The sequence below is a fragment of the Skermanella pratensis genome (assembly GCF_008843145.1).
GTDB classification, from domain to species: Bacteria; Pseudomonadota; Alphaproteobacteria; order Azospirillales; family Azospirillaceae; genus Skermanella; species Skermanella pratensis.
In genome coordinates, this window is record NZ_CP030265.1 from 2989187 (window position 1) to 3010258 (window position 21072).

Annotated in this window: 24 protein-coding genes and 1 pseudogene; 7 read left to right on the top strand and 18 right to left on the bottom strand. The window is 66.0% G+C overall.

Annotated elements, in window-relative coordinates; genetic code table 11:
• Positions 1–447 precede the first annotated feature (447 nt).
• The 3 genes from DPR14_RS13605 (at position 448) to DPR14_RS13615 (ending at position 2562) form a co-directional block, all read left to right on the top strand.
• Positions 448–888 carry a CBS domain-containing protein gene (locus tag DPR14_RS13605; protein WP_158045630.1) on the top strand — a complete coding sequence of 147 codons (441 nt, stop codon included), beginning with the start codon at positions 448–450 and terminating at the stop codon, positions 886–888.
• Positions 889–1012: 124 nt separating this feature from the next.
• Positions 1013–2005: a Ppx/GppA family phosphatase gene (locus DPR14_RS13610; protein WP_158045631.1), complete on the top strand. Its 993-nt coding sequence runs from the start codon at positions 1013–1015 to the stop codon at positions 2003–2005.
• Positions 2005–2562, top strand: coding sequence for a hypothetical protein (locus tag DPR14_RS13615; protein WP_343038737.1), 558 nt, complete (start codon positions 2005–2007; stop codon positions 2560–2562). Before DPR14_RS13610 ends, DPR14_RS13615 begins: the two co-directional genes overlap by 1 nt.
• A 2-nt stretch (positions 2563–2564) precedes the next feature.
• On the opposite strand, the gene DPR14_RS13620 is transcribed toward DPR14_RS13615, so the two are convergent.
• The gene (locus tag DPR14_RS13620; protein ID WP_158045633.1) at positions 2565–3407 is read right to left on the bottom strand and encodes a carbohydrate kinase family protein; all 843 of its coding nucleotides are present in this window, start codon (positions 3405–3407) and stop codon (positions 2565–2567) included.
• A 112-nt stretch (positions 3408–3519) separates the two neighbouring features.
• Here DPR14_RS13620 and DPR14_RS13625 point away from each other — a divergent pair, with 112 nt between their 5' ends.
• Positions 3520–4017, top strand: coding sequence for a hypothetical protein (locus tag DPR14_RS13625; protein WP_158045634.1), 498 nt, complete (start codon positions 3520–3522; stop codon positions 4015–4017).
• On the opposite strand, the gene DPR14_RS28245 is transcribed toward DPR14_RS13625, so the two are convergent.
• From DPR14_RS28245 to DPR14_RS13690, 14 genes are all read right to left on the bottom strand, one after another.
• Positions 4014–4781: a PQQ-dependent sugar dehydrogenase gene (locus DPR14_RS28245; RefSeq protein WP_246148142.1), complete on the bottom strand. Its 768-nt coding sequence runs from the start codon at positions 4779–4781 to the stop codon at positions 4014–4016. The genes DPR14_RS13625 and DPR14_RS28245 overlap by 4 nt on opposite strands.
• Positions 4778–5251 (bottom strand): hypothetical protein, encoded by a 474-nt coding sequence (locus tag DPR14_RS28250; RefSeq protein ID WP_246148143.1) that lies wholly within the window; start codon positions 5249–5251, stop codon positions 4778–4780. Before DPR14_RS28250 ends, DPR14_RS28245 begins: the two co-directional genes overlap by 4 nt.
• Before the next feature lie 15 nt (positions 5252–5266).
• Positions 5267–6082 carry a carbon-nitrogen hydrolase family protein gene (locus DPR14_RS13635; protein WP_211103772.1) on the bottom strand — a complete coding sequence of 272 codons (816 nt, stop codon included), beginning with the start codon at positions 6080–6082 and terminating at the stop codon, positions 5267–5269.
• Positions 6079–6879, bottom strand: a complete 801-nt coding sequence (locus tag DPR14_RS13640; RefSeq protein WP_158045635.1) for an ABC transporter permease — start codon at positions 6877–6879, stop codon at positions 6079–6081. The genes DPR14_RS13635 and DPR14_RS13640 overlap by 4 nt, the downstream gene beginning before the upstream one ends.
• Complete coding sequence (locus DPR14_RS13645) at positions 6876–7703, bottom strand: ABC transporter permease (protein ID WP_246148145.1); 828 nt, start codon at positions 7701–7703, stop codon at positions 6876–6878. Before DPR14_RS13645 ends, DPR14_RS13640 begins: the two co-directional genes overlap by 4 nt.
• Positions 7704–7726: 23 nt before the next feature.
• On the bottom strand, positions 7727–8773 hold the full coding sequence (locus DPR14_RS13650; RefSeq protein WP_158045637.1) for an ABC transporter ATP-binding protein: 1047 nt from the start codon (positions 8771–8773) through the stop codon (positions 7727–7729).
• Between the two features lie 22 nt (positions 8774–8795).
• On the bottom strand, positions 8796–9887 hold the full coding sequence (locus DPR14_RS13655; protein WP_158045638.1) for an ABC transporter substrate-binding protein: 1092 nt from the start codon (positions 9885–9887) through the stop codon (positions 8796–8798).
• A gap of 48 nt (positions 9888–9935) precedes the next feature.
• Positions 9936–10988 (bottom strand): agmatinase, encoded by a 1053-nt coding sequence (gene speB / locus DPR14_RS13660; protein WP_158045639.1) that lies wholly within the window; start codon positions 10986–10988, stop codon positions 9936–9938.
• Between the two features lie 8 nt (positions 10989–10996).
• The gene (locus tag DPR14_RS13665) at positions 10997–12166 is read right to left on the bottom strand and encodes an aminotransferase (protein WP_158045640.1); all 1170 of its coding nucleotides are present in this window, start codon (positions 12164–12166) and stop codon (positions 10997–10999) included.
• A gap of 124 nt (positions 12167–12290) precedes the next feature.
• Entirely contained in the window at positions 12291–12992 is a 702-nt protein-coding gene (locus tag DPR14_RS13670) for a fumarylacetoacetate hydrolase family protein (RefSeq protein ID WP_158045641.1), read from the bottom strand.
• Entirely contained in the window at positions 12989–13744 is a 756-nt protein-coding gene (locus DPR14_RS13675; protein WP_158045642.1) for an ABC transporter permease, read from the bottom strand. Before DPR14_RS13675 ends, DPR14_RS13670 begins: the two co-directional genes overlap by 4 nt.
• Positions 13745–13766: 22 nt before the next feature.
• The gene (locus tag DPR14_RS13680; RefSeq protein WP_211103773.1) at positions 13767–14558 is read right to left on the bottom strand and encodes an ABC transporter ATP-binding protein; all 792 of its coding nucleotides are present in this window, start codon (positions 14556–14558) and stop codon (positions 13767–13769) included.
• A gap of 11 nt (positions 14559–14569) precedes the next feature.
• Positions 14570–15397 (bottom strand): ABC transporter permease, encoded by an 828-nt coding sequence (locus tag DPR14_RS13685; protein ID WP_158045644.1) that lies wholly within the window; start codon positions 15395–15397, stop codon positions 14570–14572.
• Positions 15398–15441: 44 nt separating this feature from the next.
• The gene (locus DPR14_RS13690) at positions 15442–16458 is read right to left on the bottom strand and encodes an ABC transporter substrate-binding protein (RefSeq protein WP_158045645.1); all 1017 of its coding nucleotides are present in this window, start codon (positions 16456–16458) and stop codon (positions 15442–15444) included.
• A gap of 194 nt (positions 16459–16652) precedes the next feature.
• On the opposite strand from DPR14_RS13690, the gene DPR14_RS13695 reads away from it, so the two are divergent.
• From DPR14_RS13695 to DPR14_RS13705, 3 genes are all read left to right on the top strand, one after another.
• Positions 16653–17336 (top strand): FadR/GntR family transcriptional regulator, encoded by a 684-nt coding sequence (locus DPR14_RS13695; RefSeq protein WP_158045646.1) that lies wholly within the window; start codon positions 16653–16655, stop codon positions 17334–17336.
• Between the two features lie 75 nt (positions 17337–17411).
• The gene (locus tag DPR14_RS13700) at positions 17412–17603 is read left to right on the top strand and encodes an Rpn family recombination-promoting nuclease/putative transposase (RefSeq protein ID WP_158045647.1); all 192 of its coding nucleotides are present in this window, start codon (positions 17412–17414) and stop codon (positions 17601–17603) included.
• 225 nt (positions 17604–17828) lie between these two features.
• Positions 17829–18275 (top strand): DUF4383 domain-containing protein, encoded by a 447-nt coding sequence (locus DPR14_RS13705; RefSeq protein WP_158045648.1) that lies wholly within the window; start codon positions 17829–17831, stop codon positions 18273–18275.
• Between the two features lie 84 nt (positions 18276–18359).
• On the opposite strand, the gene DPR14_RS13710 is transcribed toward DPR14_RS13705, so the two are convergent.
• The 3 genes and pseudogenes from DPR14_RS13710 to DPR14_RS13720 form a co-directional block, all read right to left on the bottom strand.
• Entirely contained in the window at positions 18360–18755 is a 396-nt protein-coding gene (locus tag DPR14_RS13710; protein ID WP_158045649.1) for a DUF2934 domain-containing protein, read from the bottom strand.
• A 230-nt stretch (positions 18756–18985) separates the two neighbouring features.
• Positions 18986–20706, bottom strand: a pseudogene (locus tag DPR14_RS13715) (cation acetate symporter).
• Positions 20703–21008: a DUF485 domain-containing protein gene (locus tag DPR14_RS13720; RefSeq protein WP_158045650.1), complete on the bottom strand. Its 306-nt coding sequence runs from the start codon at positions 21006–21008 to the stop codon at positions 20703–20705. The pseudogene DPR14_RS13715 and the gene DPR14_RS13720 overlap by 4 nt, the downstream one beginning before the upstream one ends.
• Between the last annotated feature and the right edge of the window lie 64 nt (positions 21009–21072).

Genomic DNA, 21072 nt, shown 5'->3' on the forward strand with positions numbered 1-21072 from the left:
GGGCATATGCTTATCGATGTGACTGAACCGCAGCAGTGTCCGGGGCACGGCCAAGCGGCCTTCGCTCCACACCAGGGCCAAAGCCCGAAGCCTGTCGCATCGCATCGAAAGCACGGCTTTCGGGTCACGGCTGTCGAACGCGGAACAACGTTCCGTGATGCGGCGTCATGGTCACGAGGCAACGATGAGAGAAATTTAGTTATAAAAGAAACGGCTTATAGGAGAAGTTAATTGCCGTCAGATGCGCACGGGTGATAGAATCGCTCTATGGGTTAACACGTGACAGGCCCCAGTGGTTGCCCCATCTCCGGCCGGCATATCGGATTAGCCCAAGTTACCGCTTTGCATTTCAGGTGAATGCAAACGATGCGACACTGGATGCACCGGACCGACAAACACCAGGTGCAGCGGTCAGTTCACCCGCGCCGCCAACCTCATGGGGAAGATATGACCACCGTTTCCGATCTTCTGAATACCAAAGGCCGCACCATCGTCTCGATCCTGCCGACGGAGACGCTGGAGACGGCGTCGAAGCTGCTGACGGAGAAGCGCATCGGCGCCGTCGTCGTGCGCGACCGCCGCGGCAAGCTCGCCGGCATCCTGTCCGAGCGCGACATAGTCCGTGCGATCGCCGACCGCGGAGCCGCGGCGCTTGGTCTCCGTGTCGAGGATCTGATGACCAAGGAGGTCAAGACCTGCCTGCCGACGGAGACGGTCAAGGACCTGATGAGGATGATGACGTTGCGCCGCCATCGGCACGTCCCCGTCTGCGACACGGCCGGCGAACTGATCGGCGTCGTTTCGATCGGCGACGCGGTGAAGGCACGGCTCGACGAGCAGGCCAGCGAGGTCGCGGTGCTGCGGGATCTGAACCTGATCAAAGCCTGATCGGAACAGGCCGGAGCCGGGCGGGCTGGATGACATTTCCATTACTTAATCTTCGGACGCCGGGATCAAAGCGAACGGTCCGGAGTTGAAGGGTCATGGATCCAGCCCGACACCGGAGGGACAGATGCTCGACGCTACCGGCCAGCGCGCCGACCTGACCGGCCTTCATCAGGAGCTTGATCCGGATGAAGTCCTCGCTGCCGACCACACCCACTACGCCGTCATCGATATCGGCTCGAATTCCGTCCGCCTGGTCGTTTACAACGACCTTGGGAGGGCACCTCTTCCTCGGTTCAACGAGAAGTCCCTGTGCGGCCTCGGCTCCGGATTGGACAAGACGGGCGAGCTTGCGGCGGGACCGATGGCGTGCACCGTGCAGGCGGCCCATCGCTTCTGCGCCATCGCCGAGGCCATGGGGGCTGCCCGCATCGACATCATCGCGACCGAAGCGGTGCGCAGGGCTTCCAACGGGGAAAGCCTGATCAGGGCCATCCGGGACCGGACGGGTCGCGACCTGCGCCTGCTGTCCGGATCGGAGGAGGCGCATTTCGCCACGCTGGGCGTCATCTCCGGCTTCCATCGCCCCAAGGGGCTGGTCGGCGACATGGGCGGCGGCAGCCTCGAAGTGGCCGAAGCACTGGAAGACCGGGTGGGCGACCGCTCGGTCAGCCTGCCGCTGGGGGCCTTGCCGGTCGAATCCATGCTCGAAGAATCGCCGGAGGGCGCCAAGCGGCGGATCGACGAGATCATGAAGGGCCAGCTCCCGCCCCTGCTGACCAAGCCGGTGTTCTATGCCGTCGGCGGCGGATGGCGCGCCCTGGCGCGGGCTCACATGGAAGCGGTCAACGCGCCCCTGAAGGTCGCCCACGGCTACGACGTCGATGCGAACGACTTGAGGAGTTTCGCGAAATCGATCTGTAAGATGGCGCCGGACAAGATCGCGGCGCTTCCCGGCGTTCCCGGCCGACGCGCGAAAACGCTCCCGTCGGCAGCGCTGGTGATGGACAGGGTACTGAAGAACCTCCGGCCGGAACGGGTCGTATTCTCCGCCCTTGGCCTGCGCGAGGGCTGGCTCTACTCCCAGCTCCCCCTGCCCTTCAGCGGCGCGATCCGCTGATAGAAGGCGCCCAAGCGTTCGGCCTTCCCACCGCGCGGGTACCGGCCTTCGCCCCGGCGCTGGTGCGCTGGACCGAAACGCTGTTCCCGGATGAAACCGAGGACGAACGGCGCCTGAGGCTCGCCGCTTGCGCACTGTCCGACATCGCCTGGGCGGACCATGCGGACGTCAAGGCCCACCAGTCCTTTCAGCGTGTCGTGCATTTCCCGTTCATCGGCGTGACGCACGCGGAGCGGGTCTTCATCGCCGCCACCCTGCATGCACGGTACGCTGGAAAGCCCGACGATCATTGCCTTCAGCCCGCGCTGTCCCTGCTGACGCCCGCCGTGCAACGCCGCACCCAGATCCTCGGCCGCGCAATGCAGCTCGGCCACCGCTTCTCCGGCAGCGTGCCGGGAATACTGGACACGGCGCGGCTGCGGATCACTGCGGATGCCGTTCGACTGGAGGTCTCTGAAGGAAGCGAGGACGTGCCCGACAGCGATGCCGTGCAGATGCGGATGAAGCAACTGGCGAAGGTCCTGGGAGTACCCAAGACTGAGTTCGCGGCGGCCTGAGGTCAGGCGATCAGGTCCCGGAGGGAAGCCGGCGGGACCGATGTCGGCGACGTGACAGCCAGCGCCGCCCAGCGGGTTCCGATCGACATGGCATCGCGGATCGGCGCGCCGCCGGTCAGTCCGTGGATCAACCCCGCGGTGAAGACATCGCCGGCGCCCGTGCTGTCCACGACGGTCGCCGGCTCGGCCGGAACACGGATCGGGCCGGAAGGCCCGAAGGCCGTCGCCCCCCTGGAGCCGTCGGTGACCACCATCCAGCGCAATCCCTCCCCGGCGAGGACCCTGGCCGCCCGATAAGGATCGGCCAACGCCTCGGCGGTCATGTGGGCGGCCGAATCGACCATCACATGCGCCGGCCAGTCGGCCGTTCCGGCGGGCGGCGCGTGGCTGACCACCAGGCATGATCCCATTCTGGCGCGCAGCAGGTCGGCCACCTCTGCCCCGTAAGCCTTGACGTAGAGAACGTCCGGCTTCTCCAAAGGATCGGGCGAAACCGGTGGCAGGGCCACGGAGGGGCACCCCCGGATGATCGTCCGTTCGCCGCCCGGGTCGAGCAGGACCAGCACCGGCGGCGTCGGCCCGGCGAAGCGGCGTACCCGCGAGACGTCGATGCCCAAGCCGGCGAGTTCGGCAAGCATCGCCGTTCCGCCGGAGTCTTCGCCGACATGGGCGAACAGCGCCACGTCATGCCCGGCATAGGCGAGAGCGACGCCGGTGTTCGATCCACCGCCACCCAGGCGGCCCTTATCGAACCTGCCCCTGAGTTGCGCCCCGGTGGAAACGGCGCCATCCAGCCGGACCACGACGTCGAGGTTTATTCGGGCAACGATCTGGATGCGGGCCATGGTGCGGGGCTTGCTGGAACAGGGTTGAACCGGGACTGCGATGTTTGGCGGCTCGCGGGCCTGTGGTCAACCACTCTCGATTTTCCCGACTACGCTCCTTACCTTTCAAACCATGGCTCGATGCATCCCGATCCTGGTCTCAAACCCGCCGCCGCTGTGGCGTCCCCTGCTGGCTCATTGCCGCTCCATCATGCGCGATCTCGGCGCACCGGCCGTGCTGATCGACGGCTGCCTGCGAGATACGCCGTTCGGCCCGAAGATCATCGCCACGCTGGATCTGCCGCCCCGCATGGGCGATGCGGCCTTGTCACGGCATCCCTCATACCGGCCGGCCATGCGCGACGCCGCGGGCATGGTCGCCTTCTCCCGCATGGCGGCCCACGGCGCCAGCGGTATCGATCCCGTCACCGCCAGCCGGGAGCATGAGGACGTGCTGTGGCAGGTCATCGTGCTCCCGGCGGGGGTGGTGCTGATCGCCCGCACGGAGCGGGCGGACTACGGGCCGTTCCTGCTGGCCGAGAGCGAGCCGGACGAGCGGGGGATCGACCTGGTCAGCCTCCAGCTCGATTTCGCGGTCGATACCGGAAGCCGCGGGGCGGGCTCGGCCTAGCGGACGGCCACGACGCGCCAGATCCTGTCGGCCGCATCGTCGGCCACCAGCAGCGATCCGTCGGGCATCTCGGCGATGCCGCAGGGCCGGCCGTAGACTTCGCTCTTTGACCGCTCGGCGACGAAGCCGGTCAGGAAATCCTCGCCCGGGCCGCTCGGTCGCCCGTTGGCGAAGGGGACGAACAGCACCTTGTAGCCCGAAAGCTCCGACCGGTTCCAGGAGCCGTGCTGACCTATGAAGGCACCGCCGCGGTAGCGTTCGGGGAAGGCGGTTCCGCGATAGAAGGCCAGGCCCAGCGACGCGGTGTGGGAGCCCAGCGCCATGTCCGGCACGATCGCCTTAGCCACGAGGTCGGGTCGTTGGCCGCGCAGCCGGGGATCCTCGATCTTGCCGAAATAGGAATAGGGCCAGCCGTAGAAGCCGCCGTCCTGAACGCTGGTCATGTAGTCGGGCACCAGTTCGTCGCCCAGTTCGTCGCGTTCGTTGACCGCCGTCCACATCGCGCCGGTCTCCGGCTCCCAGTCCAGGCCGACGGGATTGCGCAAGCCGCCGGCGAAGATCCGCTCGCCGCTGCCGTCCGGGTTGATCTCCAGGATCGCGGCCCGACGATGCTCCTCGTCGATGCCGTATTCGGCCACGTTGCTGGCGGAGCCCACGGTCACGTACAGCTTGGTCCCGCCGGGACCGACGCGGATGTTGCGGGTCCAGTGGTTGTTGTAGCCTCCGGCCGGCAGGTCGAGGATCTTGCGGCCCTGGGCCTTCATGCGGGTCTGCCCCTCGCATAGGGGAAAGCCAGGACGCCGTCGGTGTTGGCGACGTAAAGCGTTTCGCCGAGCAGTGCCATGCCGAAGGGCTGCCTCAGCCCTTCCAGGAAGGTCTCTCGGACTTCCGGAACGCCGTCGCCGTCGGCATCGCGCAGCAGGGTGATCCGGTTGGCGCTCTGGCCGAGCGCGCGGGAACGCTTGTCGCCCTGTACCGCCGGCGAGTCTGGATTGTGGTCCGGCTTGATCTGGGTACGGGCCTCCGATACCAGGACGTCGCCGTTGGGCAGAAGATGGAACCAACGCGGATAATCCAGGCCGTCGGCGTAGAGCGTCACCTCGAAGCCGTCGGGAGCAGCCGGCTTCCGCCCCGCGGGCCAGCCGACCACGGTGGAGAAATTGAGCGCCGAGGGAGTCTGGTACGGCTCCGGCAGAGGGGGCACGGCCGGTTCCGGAAACGGGGTCGCGGTCATGGGAGGCGTTCCTCTTCAGGTCTGGTTGGGTCCGCTGATGAAACGCATTCGGCGGTCGATCAGGTACGGGTTCGCCGCGCGGGCGTCACCGAAAGCGGCGGGATCGATGTCGGCGACCAGCAGGTGGGGACCCGACGCCGGTGCACGGGCAAGGTCGGAACCGTCCGGCGCCGCGATGCCGGACAGTCCGGCATAGGCGAACGCGGCATCCCGGCCGGCATGGTTGGCGTAGGCGACGAAGACCTGGTTCTCGAAGGCCCGTACCGGGATGATCGACCGCGCGATGAAACCGGCGTGCTCGCTGGCCGGCAGGGCCGTCGGTACCAGGATCAGGTCGGCGTCGGATGCCGCCAGATGCCGCACCATCTCCGGGAATTCGACATCGTAGCAGATCAGCAGGCCGGCCTTGAGGCCACCCAGCGGGAACACGGCCGGGGCGGCCTCGCCAGGGCGGAACAGTCGCTTCTCGTAGTCGCCGTACAGGTGCAGCTTGCGATAGACGTGGCGGCTGCCGTCCGCCAGGACGGCGGCGGCGCTGTTGTAGACGGCTCCGCCCGCCGCTTCGGCGAAGCCGCAGACCACGGCCACTCCGGTACGGGCTGCTATCGCCGAAAGGCCCGCGACCTGGGCGCCGTCGGCCGGCTCGGCCAGATCCCGGATGGCGGCACCGGCGCCGTAGCCGGTCAGCGCCAGCTCGGGCGCCAGAAGGCAGGCGGCACCGGCGGCGGCGGCCATCTCGGCGGCGGCCGCGATCCGGTCAAGGTTGGCGGCGATGTCGCCCGCGAGCGCTTCCATCTGGAGCAGGGCGAGACGCAGGGGGGCGTTGGTCAATCCCGTGAACTCCAGGCGCCGAGCAGTTTGGGAAGGTCGCCGAAACGGGCGATCAGGCCGAAGATCAGTGCCGCCACCGCGACGAACAGGATGCTCACGGCCGCCATGGTCGGGGTATAGCCGTAGCGCAGCGAGTTGAAGATCTTGATCGGCAGAGTCTCCAGCGTGAAGCCGACCGTCATGTAGGCGACGATGTACTCGTTCAGCGACAGCACGAATGCGAAGGCGAAGCCCGACACGATGTAGGGTCGGATCAGGGGAAGCACGATGGTTCGCAGGATCGTGCGGTCGTCGGCCCCCATGGTCGCCGCCGCCTCCACCAGCGCCCGGTCGATCGACGCGAACCCCAGGGACAGCGTGACCAGCGGCAGGGTGACGAAAAAGATGCCGTGCGCCACCACCACCGTCCAGGGTTGCCCGTAAGCCCCGACCGTCGTCCAGAACGTCAGAAATCCCAGCGCGGTGATCACCGGCGGCAGGACGAAGGGCGCCGTGCCGAGCATCTGGAACACCCGCGCCCAGGGCGCATGGCGCCGCCACAGGAACCAGGAGAGCGGAAACGCTATCGCCACCGCCAGCGCGGCGGAGAGCGCGGCGACGGCCACCGAGGCCGTCAGGGCGCCGCGCCAGGCGGCGTCGGCGAAGACCTCGCCGTACCAGCGGGCGGAGAAACCCGCGGGCGGGAAGACCAGGGTCCTCTGCGCGTTGACCGACACTCCGGCGATGACGACCAGCGGCGCCGCCAGGAATACCGCCACCAGGGTGAACAGAACGCGCCTGAACAGCTTGGCGCTCATGCAGCGCTCTCCTTCCGGCCGACCAGCAGGGCGAGCGCCACCAGCGACAGTGTGACCAGCACGAGGAACACGGCCATGGCGGCGGCGAACGGGAGATTGGACTGGTAAACCGCCTGGTCCGTGATCAGCACCGACAGGGTCCAGTGCTGCGGCCGTCCCAGGAGTTGGGGCAGCAGGTAGGAGCCGAGCGCGAAGACGAAGACCATGATGAAGGTCGCCAGGATCGTGTTGCGCAGCGCCGGGACGACCACGGTCAGGAACGCCCGGAGCGGAGGCGCCCCCAGGGTGCGCGATGCCTCCATCAGGGTCGGATCCAGCCGCGCCATCGCCGGATAAAGGACCAGCACGGCATAGGGGAACGCCTGATAGACCATGCCCGTCAGCACGGCGCCGAAGTTGGGGGTAAGCGCCGTCGGCCTCGCCATCAGGCCCAGCCAGACCAGCAGGTTGGAGATCCCCGCGGTCCGCGACAGCAGCGTGGACCAGGCGAAGCCGATGATCACCTCCGACAGGGACAGCACCGCGAGCAACGCCACCAGCCAGGCAATCTGGACCCGGCGACGGGTCCGGGCCAGTTCATAGGCGAAGGGAAACCCGACCGCCACGCAGATCACGGCCACCAGCGCCGCCAGCCCCAGGGAGAATCCCAGCACGCCGCCGAAGAAGGCGGTCAGGAAGCGCTCGTAGCTGCTGAACACGAAGTCCGGCGTGTAGAAACCGCCGGGCTGGCGTTGGAAGAAACTGACCATAACCATGATGCCGAACGGCACCACGAAGAAGACGGTCAGCATCAGGGCTGGGAAGGCCAGCGGGGCGTAGTCCACCGCCCGTTTCGGTGCCTCCGGCCTCACGATGCCAGGACCCGGCAGGTTTCGGGATCGAGCCTCAGGCCGACGGTGTCGCCGACTTGGAAATGCGCCCGCTCGCGCGGGGACGCGACCGCGACGATCTGGGTGCCGCCCGCATCGACGAAGGTCTCGATGCTGGCGCCCAGGTCCCGGATGAAGCTGATCCTGCCGGTCAGCGGCGCCTCGCCGGCCGGGACGAGGTGGATATCCTCCGGCCGAACCGACAATGTCGCTTCCGCCTGTCCCGGCGCCAGGCTGACGCCGGGGATGGTGCCGCCGGGAGCCTCGACCCCCTCCCCGATCCCCTGCCCCGCCGCCCGCACGGCGATCAGGTTTGTCGAGCCGATGAAGTCGGCGACGAAGCTGTTGACCGGCCGGCGGTAGATCTCGACCGGCGACGCCGCCTGCTGGATGCGCCCCTGTCCCATGACGACGACAAGGTCGGCCATTGTCATCGCCTCGCGCTGGTCGTGGGTCACCACGATCGTCGTGATCCCCAGGCGCTGCTGAAGCTTGCGAAGCTCCACCTGCATCGTCTCGCGCAGCTTGGCGTCCAGCGCGGACAGCGGTTCGTCGAGCAGGAACAGCTTGGGCGACAGGGCCAGGGCGCGGGCGATGGCGACGCGCTGGCGTTGGCCGCCGGAAAGCTGGGCGACCGGCCGGCCGGCATAGCCGCGCAGGTCGACAAGGGCCAGCAGCTCCTCCACGCGTCTGGCCTGCTCGGCACGGCCGACGCCTCGAATGCGCAGGGGATACGCGACGTTCCCGCCGGCATCCAGGTGCGGGAACAGGGCCAGCGACTGGAAGACCATGCCGAAGTCGCGCCGGTGCGCCGGCACCCGGGTCATGTCCTTGCCGTCGATCAGGATCCGGCCGGAGCTCGGCTCCTCCAGCCCGGCGATGGTCCGCAGCAAGGTCGTCTTGCCGCAACCCGACGGTCCCAGCATGCAGACGAAGGTTCCGTTGGGAACGGCGAGGTCGACATGGTCCACGGCGGCGACACCGTTGAACCGTTTCGATATGCCCTCCAGTACCAGGCCGGACATGGATAGCCTCCCTGAAGTCAAGTCAGCCGGCGACGATCAGCTCGGTCCATTTCTGGTTCAGCCAGTCGGACTTGGTCTGGTACAGGTCGTAGCGCGGGATGATCGGCTCGATATCGCTGGAGACTGCCGCGAACTCCTCGTCCGTCAGGTCGGTCAGGCTGCGGGCGACGGTCGGCGCCGTCCCGACATTGCGCGACAGCTTGGCCTGGATCTGCGGCTGGCTCATGTAGTTGATGAACTCGTGGGCCTCCGCGGTCTTCTTGGACGCCGCCGACACCGCCCAGCAGCCGGAATCGAGGATCCCGCCTTCTTTCGGGAAGGTGGAGCGGACAGGGTTGCCGTCGGCCGCGGCGAGCCTGGTCACGTCGTGGTAGTACTGGCCCATGGGGATCTCGCCCGACTTCAGCGCCTGCTCGAACTGGGCCTCGTCGCGGTACCACAGGCGGACGTTCGGCTTGACCTCGGCCAGCTTGTCCATGGCCTCCAGGATGCCTTCCTCGGTGTCGAGCTTGGCCGGACCCCCGAAGAAGGTCTTGGCGGTCACCTCGAGCAGGAAGGAGTTGGAGACGAGCGCCAGCAGGCCCAGGCGGTCCCGGTTGACGGGGTCCCAGAGAGCGCTCCACGAGGTCGGCGCCTCCGGGAAGACGTCGGTGTTGGTCACCAGCGTGATATACCAGGCGACGGCGCCGACCCCGGCGATCCGCCCGTCGGGGTACTTGTTGACGAACTGCGGCAGCAGGTTGCCCAGGTTGGGAATCTTTGCCGGGTCGAGCGGGGACCAGAGGTCGATGGCCTGCCCCTTCAGCATCGCGACCTGGGACATCATCGACACGTCTGCCGGGGCCTGGCCCGCCCGAGCAGCCTGGGAGAGCTGGACCAGCCAAGCTTCTCCTGTCGGCTCCGAGATCGACTCGACCTCGATGCCGGTGGCGCTGGTGAAGTCAGGGAAGATGTGCTCGTCGAAGGACTCCTGGAAGTACCCGCCATAGACGCCGACCTTCAGCGAGCGGTCGGCCGCCCGCAAGATCGACGGCATGGCCAGCAGGGCGGTACCGGCCGCGGCCCCTGCCAGGGCGGTACGCCGGGTGATCCCGAACTTGGTGATCTCGGTCATCGCTTCACCTTCCTGTTCTGTTCGTGCGGTCTTTTGTTTTTTGGTTCGTTACTGCTTGGCCCCGATCGACGGGCTGTAGACCATCAGGCTGAGGATCTCGAACAGCATCTGCGCTCCGGCCTGGGCCGTATTGGTCGTGGCGTCGTATTGCGGGGCGACCTCGACGACGTCGCCGCCGACGATGTCCAGGCCCTTCAGCCCGCGCAGCAGTTCCAGCGCCTCCCGCGTGGTCAGGCCGCCGACCTCGGGCGTGCCGGTGCCGGGCGCGAAGGCGGGGTCTAGGCTGTCGATGTCGAAGGAAACATAGGTCGGACCGTTGCCAGCCACCGCGCGGGCGCGCTCGATCACCGCGGGCATGCCCAGGCCGGTGATCTCCTCCGCGTGGATGACGGTCATGCCGCTGTCGTAGGAGAACTCCCACAGATACTCGGCCGAGCCGCGGATACCGATCTGGATCGTCCGCTTGGGGTCCAGCACGCCTTCCAGCACCGCCTGCCGGAACGGACCGCCATGGTGGAACTTGGTCTGGTCGAACCCCCCGCTGGTGTCGCAATGGGCGTCGATATGAATCATGCCGACCGGCCGGTCCTTGCCCAGCGCCTTCAGGATCGGCAGCGAGATGGAATGGTCGCCGCCGACTGACAGGGGAGCGACGCCGGCGGCCACGATCCTCGTCACATGAGCCTCAATGTCCTCGTGGGACAGGTCGAGGCTGAAGCGGCTGCGGAACGGAACGTCGCCGATATCGGCCACGCGCAGGTCGGAGACCGGAGCGGTGTGGAGCACATGGTTGTAGGGACCGATCCGCTCGATGGTCCGCAACGCCCGCGGACCGAAACGCGAACCATTCCGATTGGTCACGCCCAGGTCCATCGGCACGCCGAGCATCGCAACCTGCAGATCGCCAAAATCGGGGTTCTGCGGATCGATCGGCCGGTGCGGCGCGGTCAGGAAGGTCGGCATGCCGGCATAAGGGGCGAGCCGCGTGCCGCTCTTGGAGAAGATCGTGTCCGCGACCTTGCGGAAGGTGGGGTCGAACACCTCGCCACCGTGCAGTTGGCCATATTTCGCGCGCAGGCGCTCCAGCTCTTCCTGGTCCATGGATTGCCCTATCCTATCGTCAGGTTCAGGAACCGGCCGGGCAGCCCCTCGATGGCCGCCCGATCCGCGTTGGCGAAGGCGATGCGGAGGTGGTGATCGTTGCCCGGCCCGAAATAGCTGCCGGGCAGGCACAGGACGCCACGCTCCTCCGCCAGCCGCTCGGCGACGGCCGCCGCCGGTGCGTCGAAGGGATGGCGGAGAAAGGCGAAGTAGGCGCCGATGGCGTCCAGCCGCCAACCATCCAGATGTGCCGCCGCTGCCCTGAAGGCATCGGCCCGCCCGATGATCTCCCGCCGGTTCTCCTCCCGCCAGGCGGCCATCGGCTCCAGCGTTGCCGCCAGCGCGTGCTGTCCGACCCGCGGCGCGCAGATCTGGACGCAGTCCATCACCTTGGCGAACTCCGCGAGGAAGGTTTCTCCGGCGATTACGGCGCCGAGCCGGTGGCCGGGAATGCAGAAGGATTTTGAGAAGCTGTAGAGCTCGACCAGCGTATCCCGCCAGCCCGGCTGCTGGAACAGGTCGTGGGGCCGCGTCCCGGCATCGGCCAGGAAATCCCGGTAGGTCTCGTCCAGGATCAGCGCCACGCCCCGGTCGCGGCAGATGCGATAGATCGCGCGCAATGTTTCCGGCGGGTAGACGGCGCCGGTCGGATTGTTGGGACTGATCAGGACGACGGCGCGGACGCGCTCGTCGATGGCGGCCGCGATCCGCGCCGGGTCCGGCACGAATCCATCCTCCGCCGATGCAGGCACCGCCCGTGCCTCGATCCCGAGCATGTCGAGCGTCATCTTGTGATTGAAGTACCAGGGGCTCGGCAGGACGACCGCCTCGCCGGCCTTCGCCAGCGCCAGCGCCGCGACGAAGAAGGCCTGGTTGCATCCGGACGTGATCGCGATCTCGGCCGGCCGGATCGGCGCGCCGAAGATCCCGCACACATGGCCGGCATAGGCCGTCCGCAGGTCCTGGTCGCCGAGGATGGCACCATAGCCGGCCAGAAGCGGCGACGCGGCGGCGCTCGCCAGGGCTTCGAGGATGTCGGGGTGCGGCGGGTAGCCGGGAACGGCCTGGGCCAGATCCACCAGAGGGCCGCGGCTGCCCCCATAGCGCCTGGCCCAGCCCTGGGCCTCGGGTATGGGAGGACTGGCGGTTTCGTGAAGGAGAGGGTTGACGCGTGTCACCAGGGTACTCCAGGCGCGGGACTTCGTTGCAGCCGGCCATACCCTGATACAGCGTCGAAAAATCGAAATCCAGGGAGCATCGTCGGCGGACGATGCTCCCTTTCGGAAGTCCGGGCCGAAAAGCTCAGACCACGGTGACGTTCAGTTCGGTGACTCCGTCGACGCCGCCGACCAGCACGTTCCCGCGCTTGACGCCGCCCACGCCGGCCGGCGTCCCGGTGAAGATGACGTCGCCAGCGGCCAGGGTGAAATAGTCGGAGAGGTAGCTGATCATTTCCGGGACCTTCCAGATCATCTGGTTCAGATCGCCTTCCTGACGCTGCTCGCCGTCGCACTTCATCCAGACGCGGCCCTGGCTCGGGTGGCCGATCTCGGAGACGGGAATGATCTCGCTGCACGGCGCCGAGGCGTCGAACGCCTTGCCGATCTCCCAGGGGCGGCCGAGCTTCTTGGCCTCGCCCTGCAGGTCGCGCCGGGTCATGTCGAGGCCGACGGCGTAGCCGAAGACATGGTCGAGCGCCTGGTCGATCGGGATGTTCCTGCCGCCCTTGGACAGCGCGACCACCATCTCGATCTCGAAATGCACGTCGTCGGACCGGTCCGGGTACGGGAACCTGCCGTCCGTCACCAGGTTGTCCGGGTTCTTCTGGAAGAAGAACGGCGGCTCGCGGTTGGGATCGTGCCCCATCTCGATCGCGTGGGCGGCGAAGTTGCGGCCGATGCAGTAGATGCGATGGACCGGAAAGCGCGCGTCGGAGCCGCGGATCGGCAGGCTGGGAATGGCGGCGGGTTCGAAGGCCCAGCGGCCGTTGCTGTTGGCACTCATTGACGGACTCCAGCGTAGTATTCGATGCGTTTCTCGATGGCGCCGACCAGTTCGGACACCAGGATGGCGAAAGCGAAGACGAGAATGGTCAGTGCCCAGAACCGCTCCATCAGGAAGTTGCGTGAATACAGTTCGAACAACTCACCATAACCGATGATCGAGACCAGAAGCTGGCCGATCACCACTCCCTTCACGCCGCGGATCATGCCCAGGCGGATGCCGGCGAGTATCTCCGGCAAGGCCGCCCACAACAGGATTTTCAGGTAGACGTCGCGCGGCTTGGCGCCGAACGACCGGCTCATCTCCACCAGCGAGCCGGAGATGTGCTTTACCCCGGCCTGGGTGTCGAGGGCTATGATCCAGACCGCGAACAGGAAGACCGTCGCGACGATGGTGGCGTCGCCCAGGCCGAACAGGATCATCAGGATCGGCACCAGCGCCGACAGCGGGGCGCTGACGAACAGGTTCACCCACATGCCGAGCAGTCGGTCGGCGGCGCGGAACCGGCCCATCAGCACGCCCAGCGCCACTCCCACCACGATCGCCAGCACCATGCCGGTGACGAAGCTGCGGAGCGTCACCACCGTGGCCGATTGGAACTGCGGCGACTGGACCAGCTCGACCATGGCCGCCAGTACCGCGGTGAAGGGCGGGATCAGGAACATCAGGTCCAGGCGCCCCACCAGTTCCCACAACAGGCACCAGACCAGCAGCGAGGACATCATGGGCACACGATAGCCGAACAGGGTCATGGCCGTCCCTCTCCTTCCCCGTTCACTCGACGAACTGCTTCAGGCCGTCCCAGATATCCTCGACGGTATCGAGGTAGCGCCGGTCGCGACGGATCTCGTCGGGGGTGCCGTCCCGCGGGATGTCGGGTCTGATGATCCGCGACACCCGGCCGGGTCCGCGCGACAGCAGGATGATGCGGTCGGAGACATAGACCGCCTCCTCGATGCTGTGGGTCACGAAGATGAAGGTTTTGCGCTGGACCCGGCGCAGGCTAAGCAGATCCTCCTGGAACTTGCGGCGGGTCTGCTCGTCCACGGCCGAGAACGGCTCGTCCATCAGCAGCACGTCGGCATCGACCGAGAGTGCGCGGGCCAGGCCTACCCGCTGGCGCATGCCGCCGGAAAGCTCGTGCGGATAGCGCTCCTCGAAGCCGGCAAGACCGACCTCGGAGATGTAGCGCCGCGCGATCTCGTGCCGCTGGGCCTTCGGCATGCCCCGGAGTTCCAGCCCGAAAGCGACGTTGCGGATGACCGTCGCCCAGGGCATCAGCGCGAAATCCTGGAAGACGAAGGCGCGTTCCGGCCCCGGTCCCGTGACCGGGCGCCCCTTGACCAGGACCTGGCCCTTGGACGGTTCGATCAGGCCGGCGATCATCTTCAGCAGGGTGGTCTTGCCGCATCCGCTTGGACCGAGCAGCGAGATCAGCTCGCCGCGGGGAAAGTCCAGGTCGATCTCCTTCAGCGCCTCGAAGGTGCCGTAGAACTTCGACAGGCCCCGGACCTCTACGATGTTGTCGGCCTTGGCCGGGGCGGGCCTTTCGTGGATGCGTGGCATGGCGGCCGGCATCAGGCGATCTCCCTCTTCTCGGGACGGAACAGGGACACTTCGAGGCGCTGCAAGCCCCCGACCGTGACCGCGGAGAATACGATGATGGACGTGATGGTCGCGTACATCTCGGCATAATTGGCGACCGAGCGATGGTAGGTGATCAGGTCGCCGATACCGGTCGGCGTGATCAGAAGCTCAGCCAGGACGATGCCGATGAAGCCTGCGGAGATGCCCAGGCGGAGGCCGGCGAAGATCAGCGGGCTGGCGTCGGGGATGACGATCTTGGCGACCTGCTGCCACCGGGTGCCCTGGAAGGAGCGGCACATGGCGACCAGCGACGGATTGACGTTGCGGACCGCCTTGTAGCAGTTCAGCACGATCACCGGCAGCGCCAGCACGCAGACCGACAGCACTTTGGACGTCATGCCGATGCCGTAGACGAAGGTGATCAGCGGGATCAGCGCCGCCATGGGGGCAGCCTGCATTACGATGAAGACGGGCGCGGCCAACCACTCGGCCATAGGCTTCAGCCCCATCAGGATGCCGATTCCGACGCCGATGACAGCGGAGATGACGATGCCGATCACCAGCGGCTGGAGCGTGGTGGCGTATGCCGAGATCAGGCTGCCGTCCAGGACCATGCCCAGGAAGGCCATAAAGGTCTGGGAGAAAGGCGGCAACGCATAGTTGACGGGGATCTGCCCCGCCACTTCCCAGACGCCGCAGAACAGCGCCAGGGAGAGCAGCCGCCAGAACAGGCTATGGTCACGGGTGGCGGCCCAGCGGACGAAGGCGGTTGCCGGCCCGATCGGCGGACCGGCATTGTGGACGAGAAGCTGGGACATGTCGGGTCCTTGAGGTCATCGGCAGGTGTCTGTACCGGCCGGCGTCACCGCCGGCCGACCTTCTGGAGCGCCTGGTCCAAGGGCTCAAGCGTCCAGAAATCCGCCACCTTCAGGCTCGCCGGATCACCCTGGAGCTGGCCGGCGACGCTGTAGAACTCGAAATCGTCCCGGGCCGCGTCTTCCCCGCCGCCATTGGCCGGGAACAGGCCGACATCCGCCGCATCCTTGTAATAGGGCTCCATATCGGCGACGACCTCGGCCGGCAGGTCGGGAAGGAGGTTGTATTTCTGGCGGAACTCGGTGACGACAGAGGGCTTGGCGTTGATTTCCCGGAAGGTGTTCAGCAGTTCCTCGGTCAGGATGTTGACCGACTCCCGCTCGCGCTCCAGGAAATTGGTGTTGGCGTACAGCGCCTCGTCGCTGGCGTCGATGCCCTCCACCGGCAGTACCTTGAACTTGCCGGGAGCCTGGGCCTGGAGCAGGCGCCAGCCGGCGGAGTCGACGATCGTCGCCTTGACGTTGCCCTGGAGGAGCGCTCCGGTGCGAACCTCCGATCCAGGGACGTAGCTGACTTGGCCGTAGCGGATGTCGTTCTTCTTGGCCAGCAGGTTCATTATCGCCTCGGTGCCCGACCCGCGGGAGTGCACCGCGATCTCCTGTCCGTCCAGATCCTTCCAGTCCTGATGGAACTCCGTGTTGACCACGGGATAGAAGCGCAACGTACTCATCTGATAGAAGATCCGGATCGGCGCGCGGACTTTCTGAAGAAGCGCGTAGGGCGTGCCGACGCCGATGTCCGCCTGCCCGCCGACCACGGCCTGGGCGGCGATATCCTCGGACTTCAGGTACGTGATGTCGATGTCGACGCCGCGCTCCTTGGCCCGCTCGATCGCAGCCAGGAAGCCCAGGGCCTCGACCGACGCGATGTCGCCGAAGGCGATTCGGATTTTGCCGGCCGCTTCGGCGTCGAGCGGCATGGCCGACAGGCCGAGCGCCACGACGAGCGCCGCCCCGGCGCGCGACACTGATTTGGACAGGGCGTTCCGATCTAACAGAGTCATGGCTTTCCTCCCTATAGGTTCGCCAGTCACCGGATGTCTGCGAGACATGCTCTTGGGCCGGGTTGATCCCAACCATTCTTAACCAATAACAAAATGGTAAGGCTTGGTTTGAGTCCGAGTCAAGCGAAAAGGCTTGATTTTAACAGACAGGTTGGCAATCATGGGAAACCAATCACTCAATTGGTTGAGGCTCCATGACGACCAACGGTGTCGACCCGCAAGGGACGCTGACCCAACTCCGGGCTTTCCTGGCACAGGCGCCGCTGACGGTGGACAGCCGCCTGCCACCGGAACGCGAACTCTGCCGGCAGCTTGGCGTCAGCCGCGGCGAACTGCGCAAGGCTTTGGCAACGCTGGAGGCCGAGGGTCAGCTGTGGCGGCATGTTGGTAAGGGCACCTTCATCGGCAGTCGCCCGACGGAGAGCCTGGCCGATCTGTCCGTCACGACCAGCCGGACCAATCCGGCGGAAGTGATGCAGACAAGGCTGCTGATCGAGCCGGAGATCGCGCGGATGGCTGCGCTCAACGCGACGGCGGCCGACATCGCGGAAATGCGGACCTGCATGGCGCGCTCGCGGACGGCGGCCTCCTGGCGCCAGTACGAGAGCTGGGACAACCGCCTTCACCGGTCGATCGCCGAGGCCACGCGGAACACGCTCCTGCTGACCATTTTCGATACGCTCAACGCGGTCAGGCGGGCGGTGGCCTGGGGCCGCCTCCGCGCCAACAGGACCCAGCCCGATCCCCAGCACCACAGCTTCACCGAGCACGAGGAGATCGTGGCCGCCATCGCCGACCGGGACATGGAGCAAGCCGCTCAAGCGATGCGCCGCCACCTACAGACGGTGGAGCGAAAGCTTTTGAACCAGCATCAATAGCAACAACAGCCAGACGACAACCGAACGCGCCTGAAGCGTCTTGCCGGACATACCGATGTAGTCCGGAAGCTGTGCATGTCACGCGGCAACTCGCACCACGACCACATCATCGAGACTTTGCTCGGGCGCCCGGCCACCGCCGCGACCTACCTGGGGGAACGGCTGCCGCCTGAGATCTTGGCGCCCATGACACCAGAGTTGCCTGTGCTGCTGCCGGGCTCCTTCGTCGATTCCGATCAGCGCGACAGCCACACGGACCTCCCTTAACGGCTCGGCCTGCGGAGCGGCACCAGCGCGCTGGCCCAGTTCGCCTACACCGCTCTCGACAGCCCTGGAAGCGACGACCCTGGACCAAGTCCTGAACCCCGAAAAAGGGTGGCGGTTTTCACGCCGCCGGTCGGAGCCGGATCGCGGAGGATTTTGGGAACCCAAGGGATTTCGCACTGTTGGGCGGCGAGACACGTCCCGTGCAACCCTTGGGGAAAATCAGCCATGAGCACACGCTACTTCTCACTTGTCTTGGGAATCGTATTCCTTCTGGTCGGCATCGCCGGCTTTATTCCCGGGCTGATGCACATGCCCGAACAGGCTGCTGACGTGGAAGTGACCGAGAACTTCGGTCGTCTGTTCGGCCTGTTCCCGGTCAATGCCCTACACAATATCGTTCACATCATCTTCGGCATCTGGGGCATTGCGGCGTATCGAAGCTATGCGGGAGCACGCGGCTATTCTCGGGCGGTCGCCGTGATCTACGCCGTACTGGCGGTCATGGGCTTCATCCCTGGACTGAACACCACGTTCGGCCTGATCCCGCTTTACGGCAATGATATCTGGCTGCATGCCGTCATCGCGATTGCCGCCGCCTATTTCGGGTTCGCCGTCAAGGACACCGAGGTGAGCCGCAGCAACACGGCGACGACAACCACGCACCGGATCTAAAGGGAACAGCCGCATGATGCCGACCGGAAAGACCGGGCGGCATCGCCCCATTGGCGTGAGCGGCGCGGCGCAATGGCGGCTGCGTCAGGCCTTCGCTGAACGCTTCGGCTTTTCCGGCGGAGCTTTCGGCGTGGCGGCTTTCCGGCTCTTGGCCTTCGGCTCGGATGGCGGCGTTTCCTCGGCTTTGGGAGACGCCGCCTTTCGGGTGCGTGGCTTGCGCGCCGGGGCTGCCTCGATCGGCGATTCCTCCTCCGGAGCGGCAGCTTCGGTGGAAAGGGCCGCCTCCGCGGAGCCCAACTGACGGCCAAGATCGTCGGTCGGTCCGGCAGGATCGGCGGCATCGTCGACCCAGCCATCCTCGGCCCTGATCTCCTGAACGGCCATGTGCCAGTGTACCTCGCCGCGGCCGTCCGGCCGACCCTCGCGCTCCCAGATTTCGTAAGCGCGCTGCTTGATCCGGTCTTCCTGTTCAGGCGACATGAAATCCTCCTCGTCTGCTCGTTTCGGATCAGGTTGTTTTGCCCGAAAACACATGCCACCTCACGATGTTCCTGGAAAGGAAAATCGACGCTTTCAAGGACTTAGCGGCAATTCGGCGTCACCAGGGTGGCACAAACAAGATGCCCCGGGAAGATAACTTCCCGGGGCGTTTCAGTTGGTCGGTCAGGGAGTTTCGTTGAACGCCCGTCTTGGCATCCGAAGATTGGAGATCAGTGAGCCGATGCCCCTTCCGCCCCGATGCCGGTCTGGGAGCGGATGTACTGGGCTTCGAATGCCCGCTCCTCGTCGGCCGCGTTCTGGCTCTTGTCCAGCACCGAGAACAGCCAGGACCCGAAGAAGGCCAGCGTTACGGAGAAGATCGCCGGGTTGTCGTAGGGGAAGGGGCGCTGCCCTTGGGGTGGGCAAGCACGCTCTCCCACACGGTCGGACCCAGGATGACCATCACGGTGGCGCTGATCAGGCCCATGAAGCCGCCGATCAGGGCGCCGCGGGTGGTCAGCTTGCTCCAGAACATGGACAGGAAGATGATCGGGAAATTGGCGCTTGCGGCGATCGCGAAGGCCAGGCCGACCATGAAGGCAATGTTCTGCTGCTCGAACGCGATGCCCAGGATGATCGCCAGGATGCCGAGGCAGACGGTGGCGATCTTGGAAACCCGGATCTCCTGCTGCTCGTTGACCCGGCCGCGGCGGAACACCGACGCGTAGAGGTCGTGGGACACGGCGGAAGCGCCGGCCAGCGTCAGGCCCGACACCACCGCGAGGATCGTGGCGAAGGCGACCGCCGAGATGAAGCCGAGGAACAGGTCGCCGCCGACCGCGCGGGCCAGATGGATCGCCGCCATGTTGGTGCCGCCGATCATGTTGGTGATCGGGTTGACCGTGCCGTCGGGACCGGGCCGGAAGAACTCCGGGTTGTTCATCAGCAGGACGATGGCGCCGAAGCCGATGATGAAGGTCAGGATGTAGAAGTAGCCGATGAAGCCGGTGGCGTAGAAGACCGACTTGCGAGCCTCCTTGGCGTCGGCGACGGTGAAGAAGCGCATCAGGATGTGCGGCAGGCCGGCGGTGCCGAACATCAGCGCGATGCCCAGCGAGATCGCCGAGATCGGATCGCTCACGAGGGTGCCTGGCTGCATGATCGCGACATGCTTCGGATGCATGTCGACGGCCGCCTGGAACAAGGCGCCGACATTGAAATTGAAATTGACCAGCACCATGATCGCCATGAACGTGGCGCCGGACAGCAGCAGCACGGCCTTGATGATCTGCACCCAGGTGGTGGCGAGCATGCCGCCGAAGGTGACGTACATGATCATCAGCACGCCGACCAGCACGACCGCATAGGCATATTGCAGGCCGAACAGGAGCTGGATGAGCTTGCCGGCGCCGACCATCTGGGCGATCAGGTAGAGCGCCACGACGACCAGCGAACCGGAGGCCGCGAGGGTACGGATCGGGGTCTGCTGCAGGCGGTAGGAGGCGACGTCGGCGAAGGTGTACTTGCCGAGGTTGCGCAGCTGCTCCGCGATCAGGAACAGGATGATCGGCCAGCCGACCAGGAAGCCGATCGAGTAGATCAGCCCGTCGAAGCCCGAGGTGTAGACCAGCGCCGAGATGCCGAGGAACGAGGCCGCCGACATGTAGTCGCCGGCGATTGCCAGGCCGTTCTGGAAGCCGGTGATGCCGCCGCCGGCGGAGTAGAAGTCCTTCGCGGTCTTGGTCTTGGATGCGGCCCAGTAGGTGATCCCCAGCGTTCCCGCCACGAACATCAGGAACATGACGATGGCGGTCCAGTTGGTCGCCTGCTGCTGGACAGTGCCGCCGATCGCGTCGGCGGCGAATGCCATGCCGGACGCCGCCATGATCGGAGCGGCGACCAGTGCCGCCACGCCGCCCGCCGCCATGGCTCCTTGCGTAAACCTCTTCATCGCCTGCTCTCCTCGATGATCTGCCGGTTCAGTTCATCAAACTCGCTGTTGGCGCGGCGCACATAGATGCCGGTCAGCGCGAAGGCCGAGATGATGATCACGAGACCGAAGGGAATGCCGAGCGTGATCACGCCGTAGACCGGCACGCCCAGCAGGGAGGGCACGAAGGCAACGATCAGGATGAAGCCGTAGTAGAGCGTCAGCATCAGAATGGAAAGTTGCCACCCGAATTTCGTGCGCTTTTGGGTTAGTTCCGCAAATTTTGGATTGTTTCTGATCTTATGCGTCACTTCTTGTCGCATTTGGGCCTCCTCGGAAGGCTGTTTCTTTATGTCTGCCCTCATCGTGGACAAGGTTTAATACTAC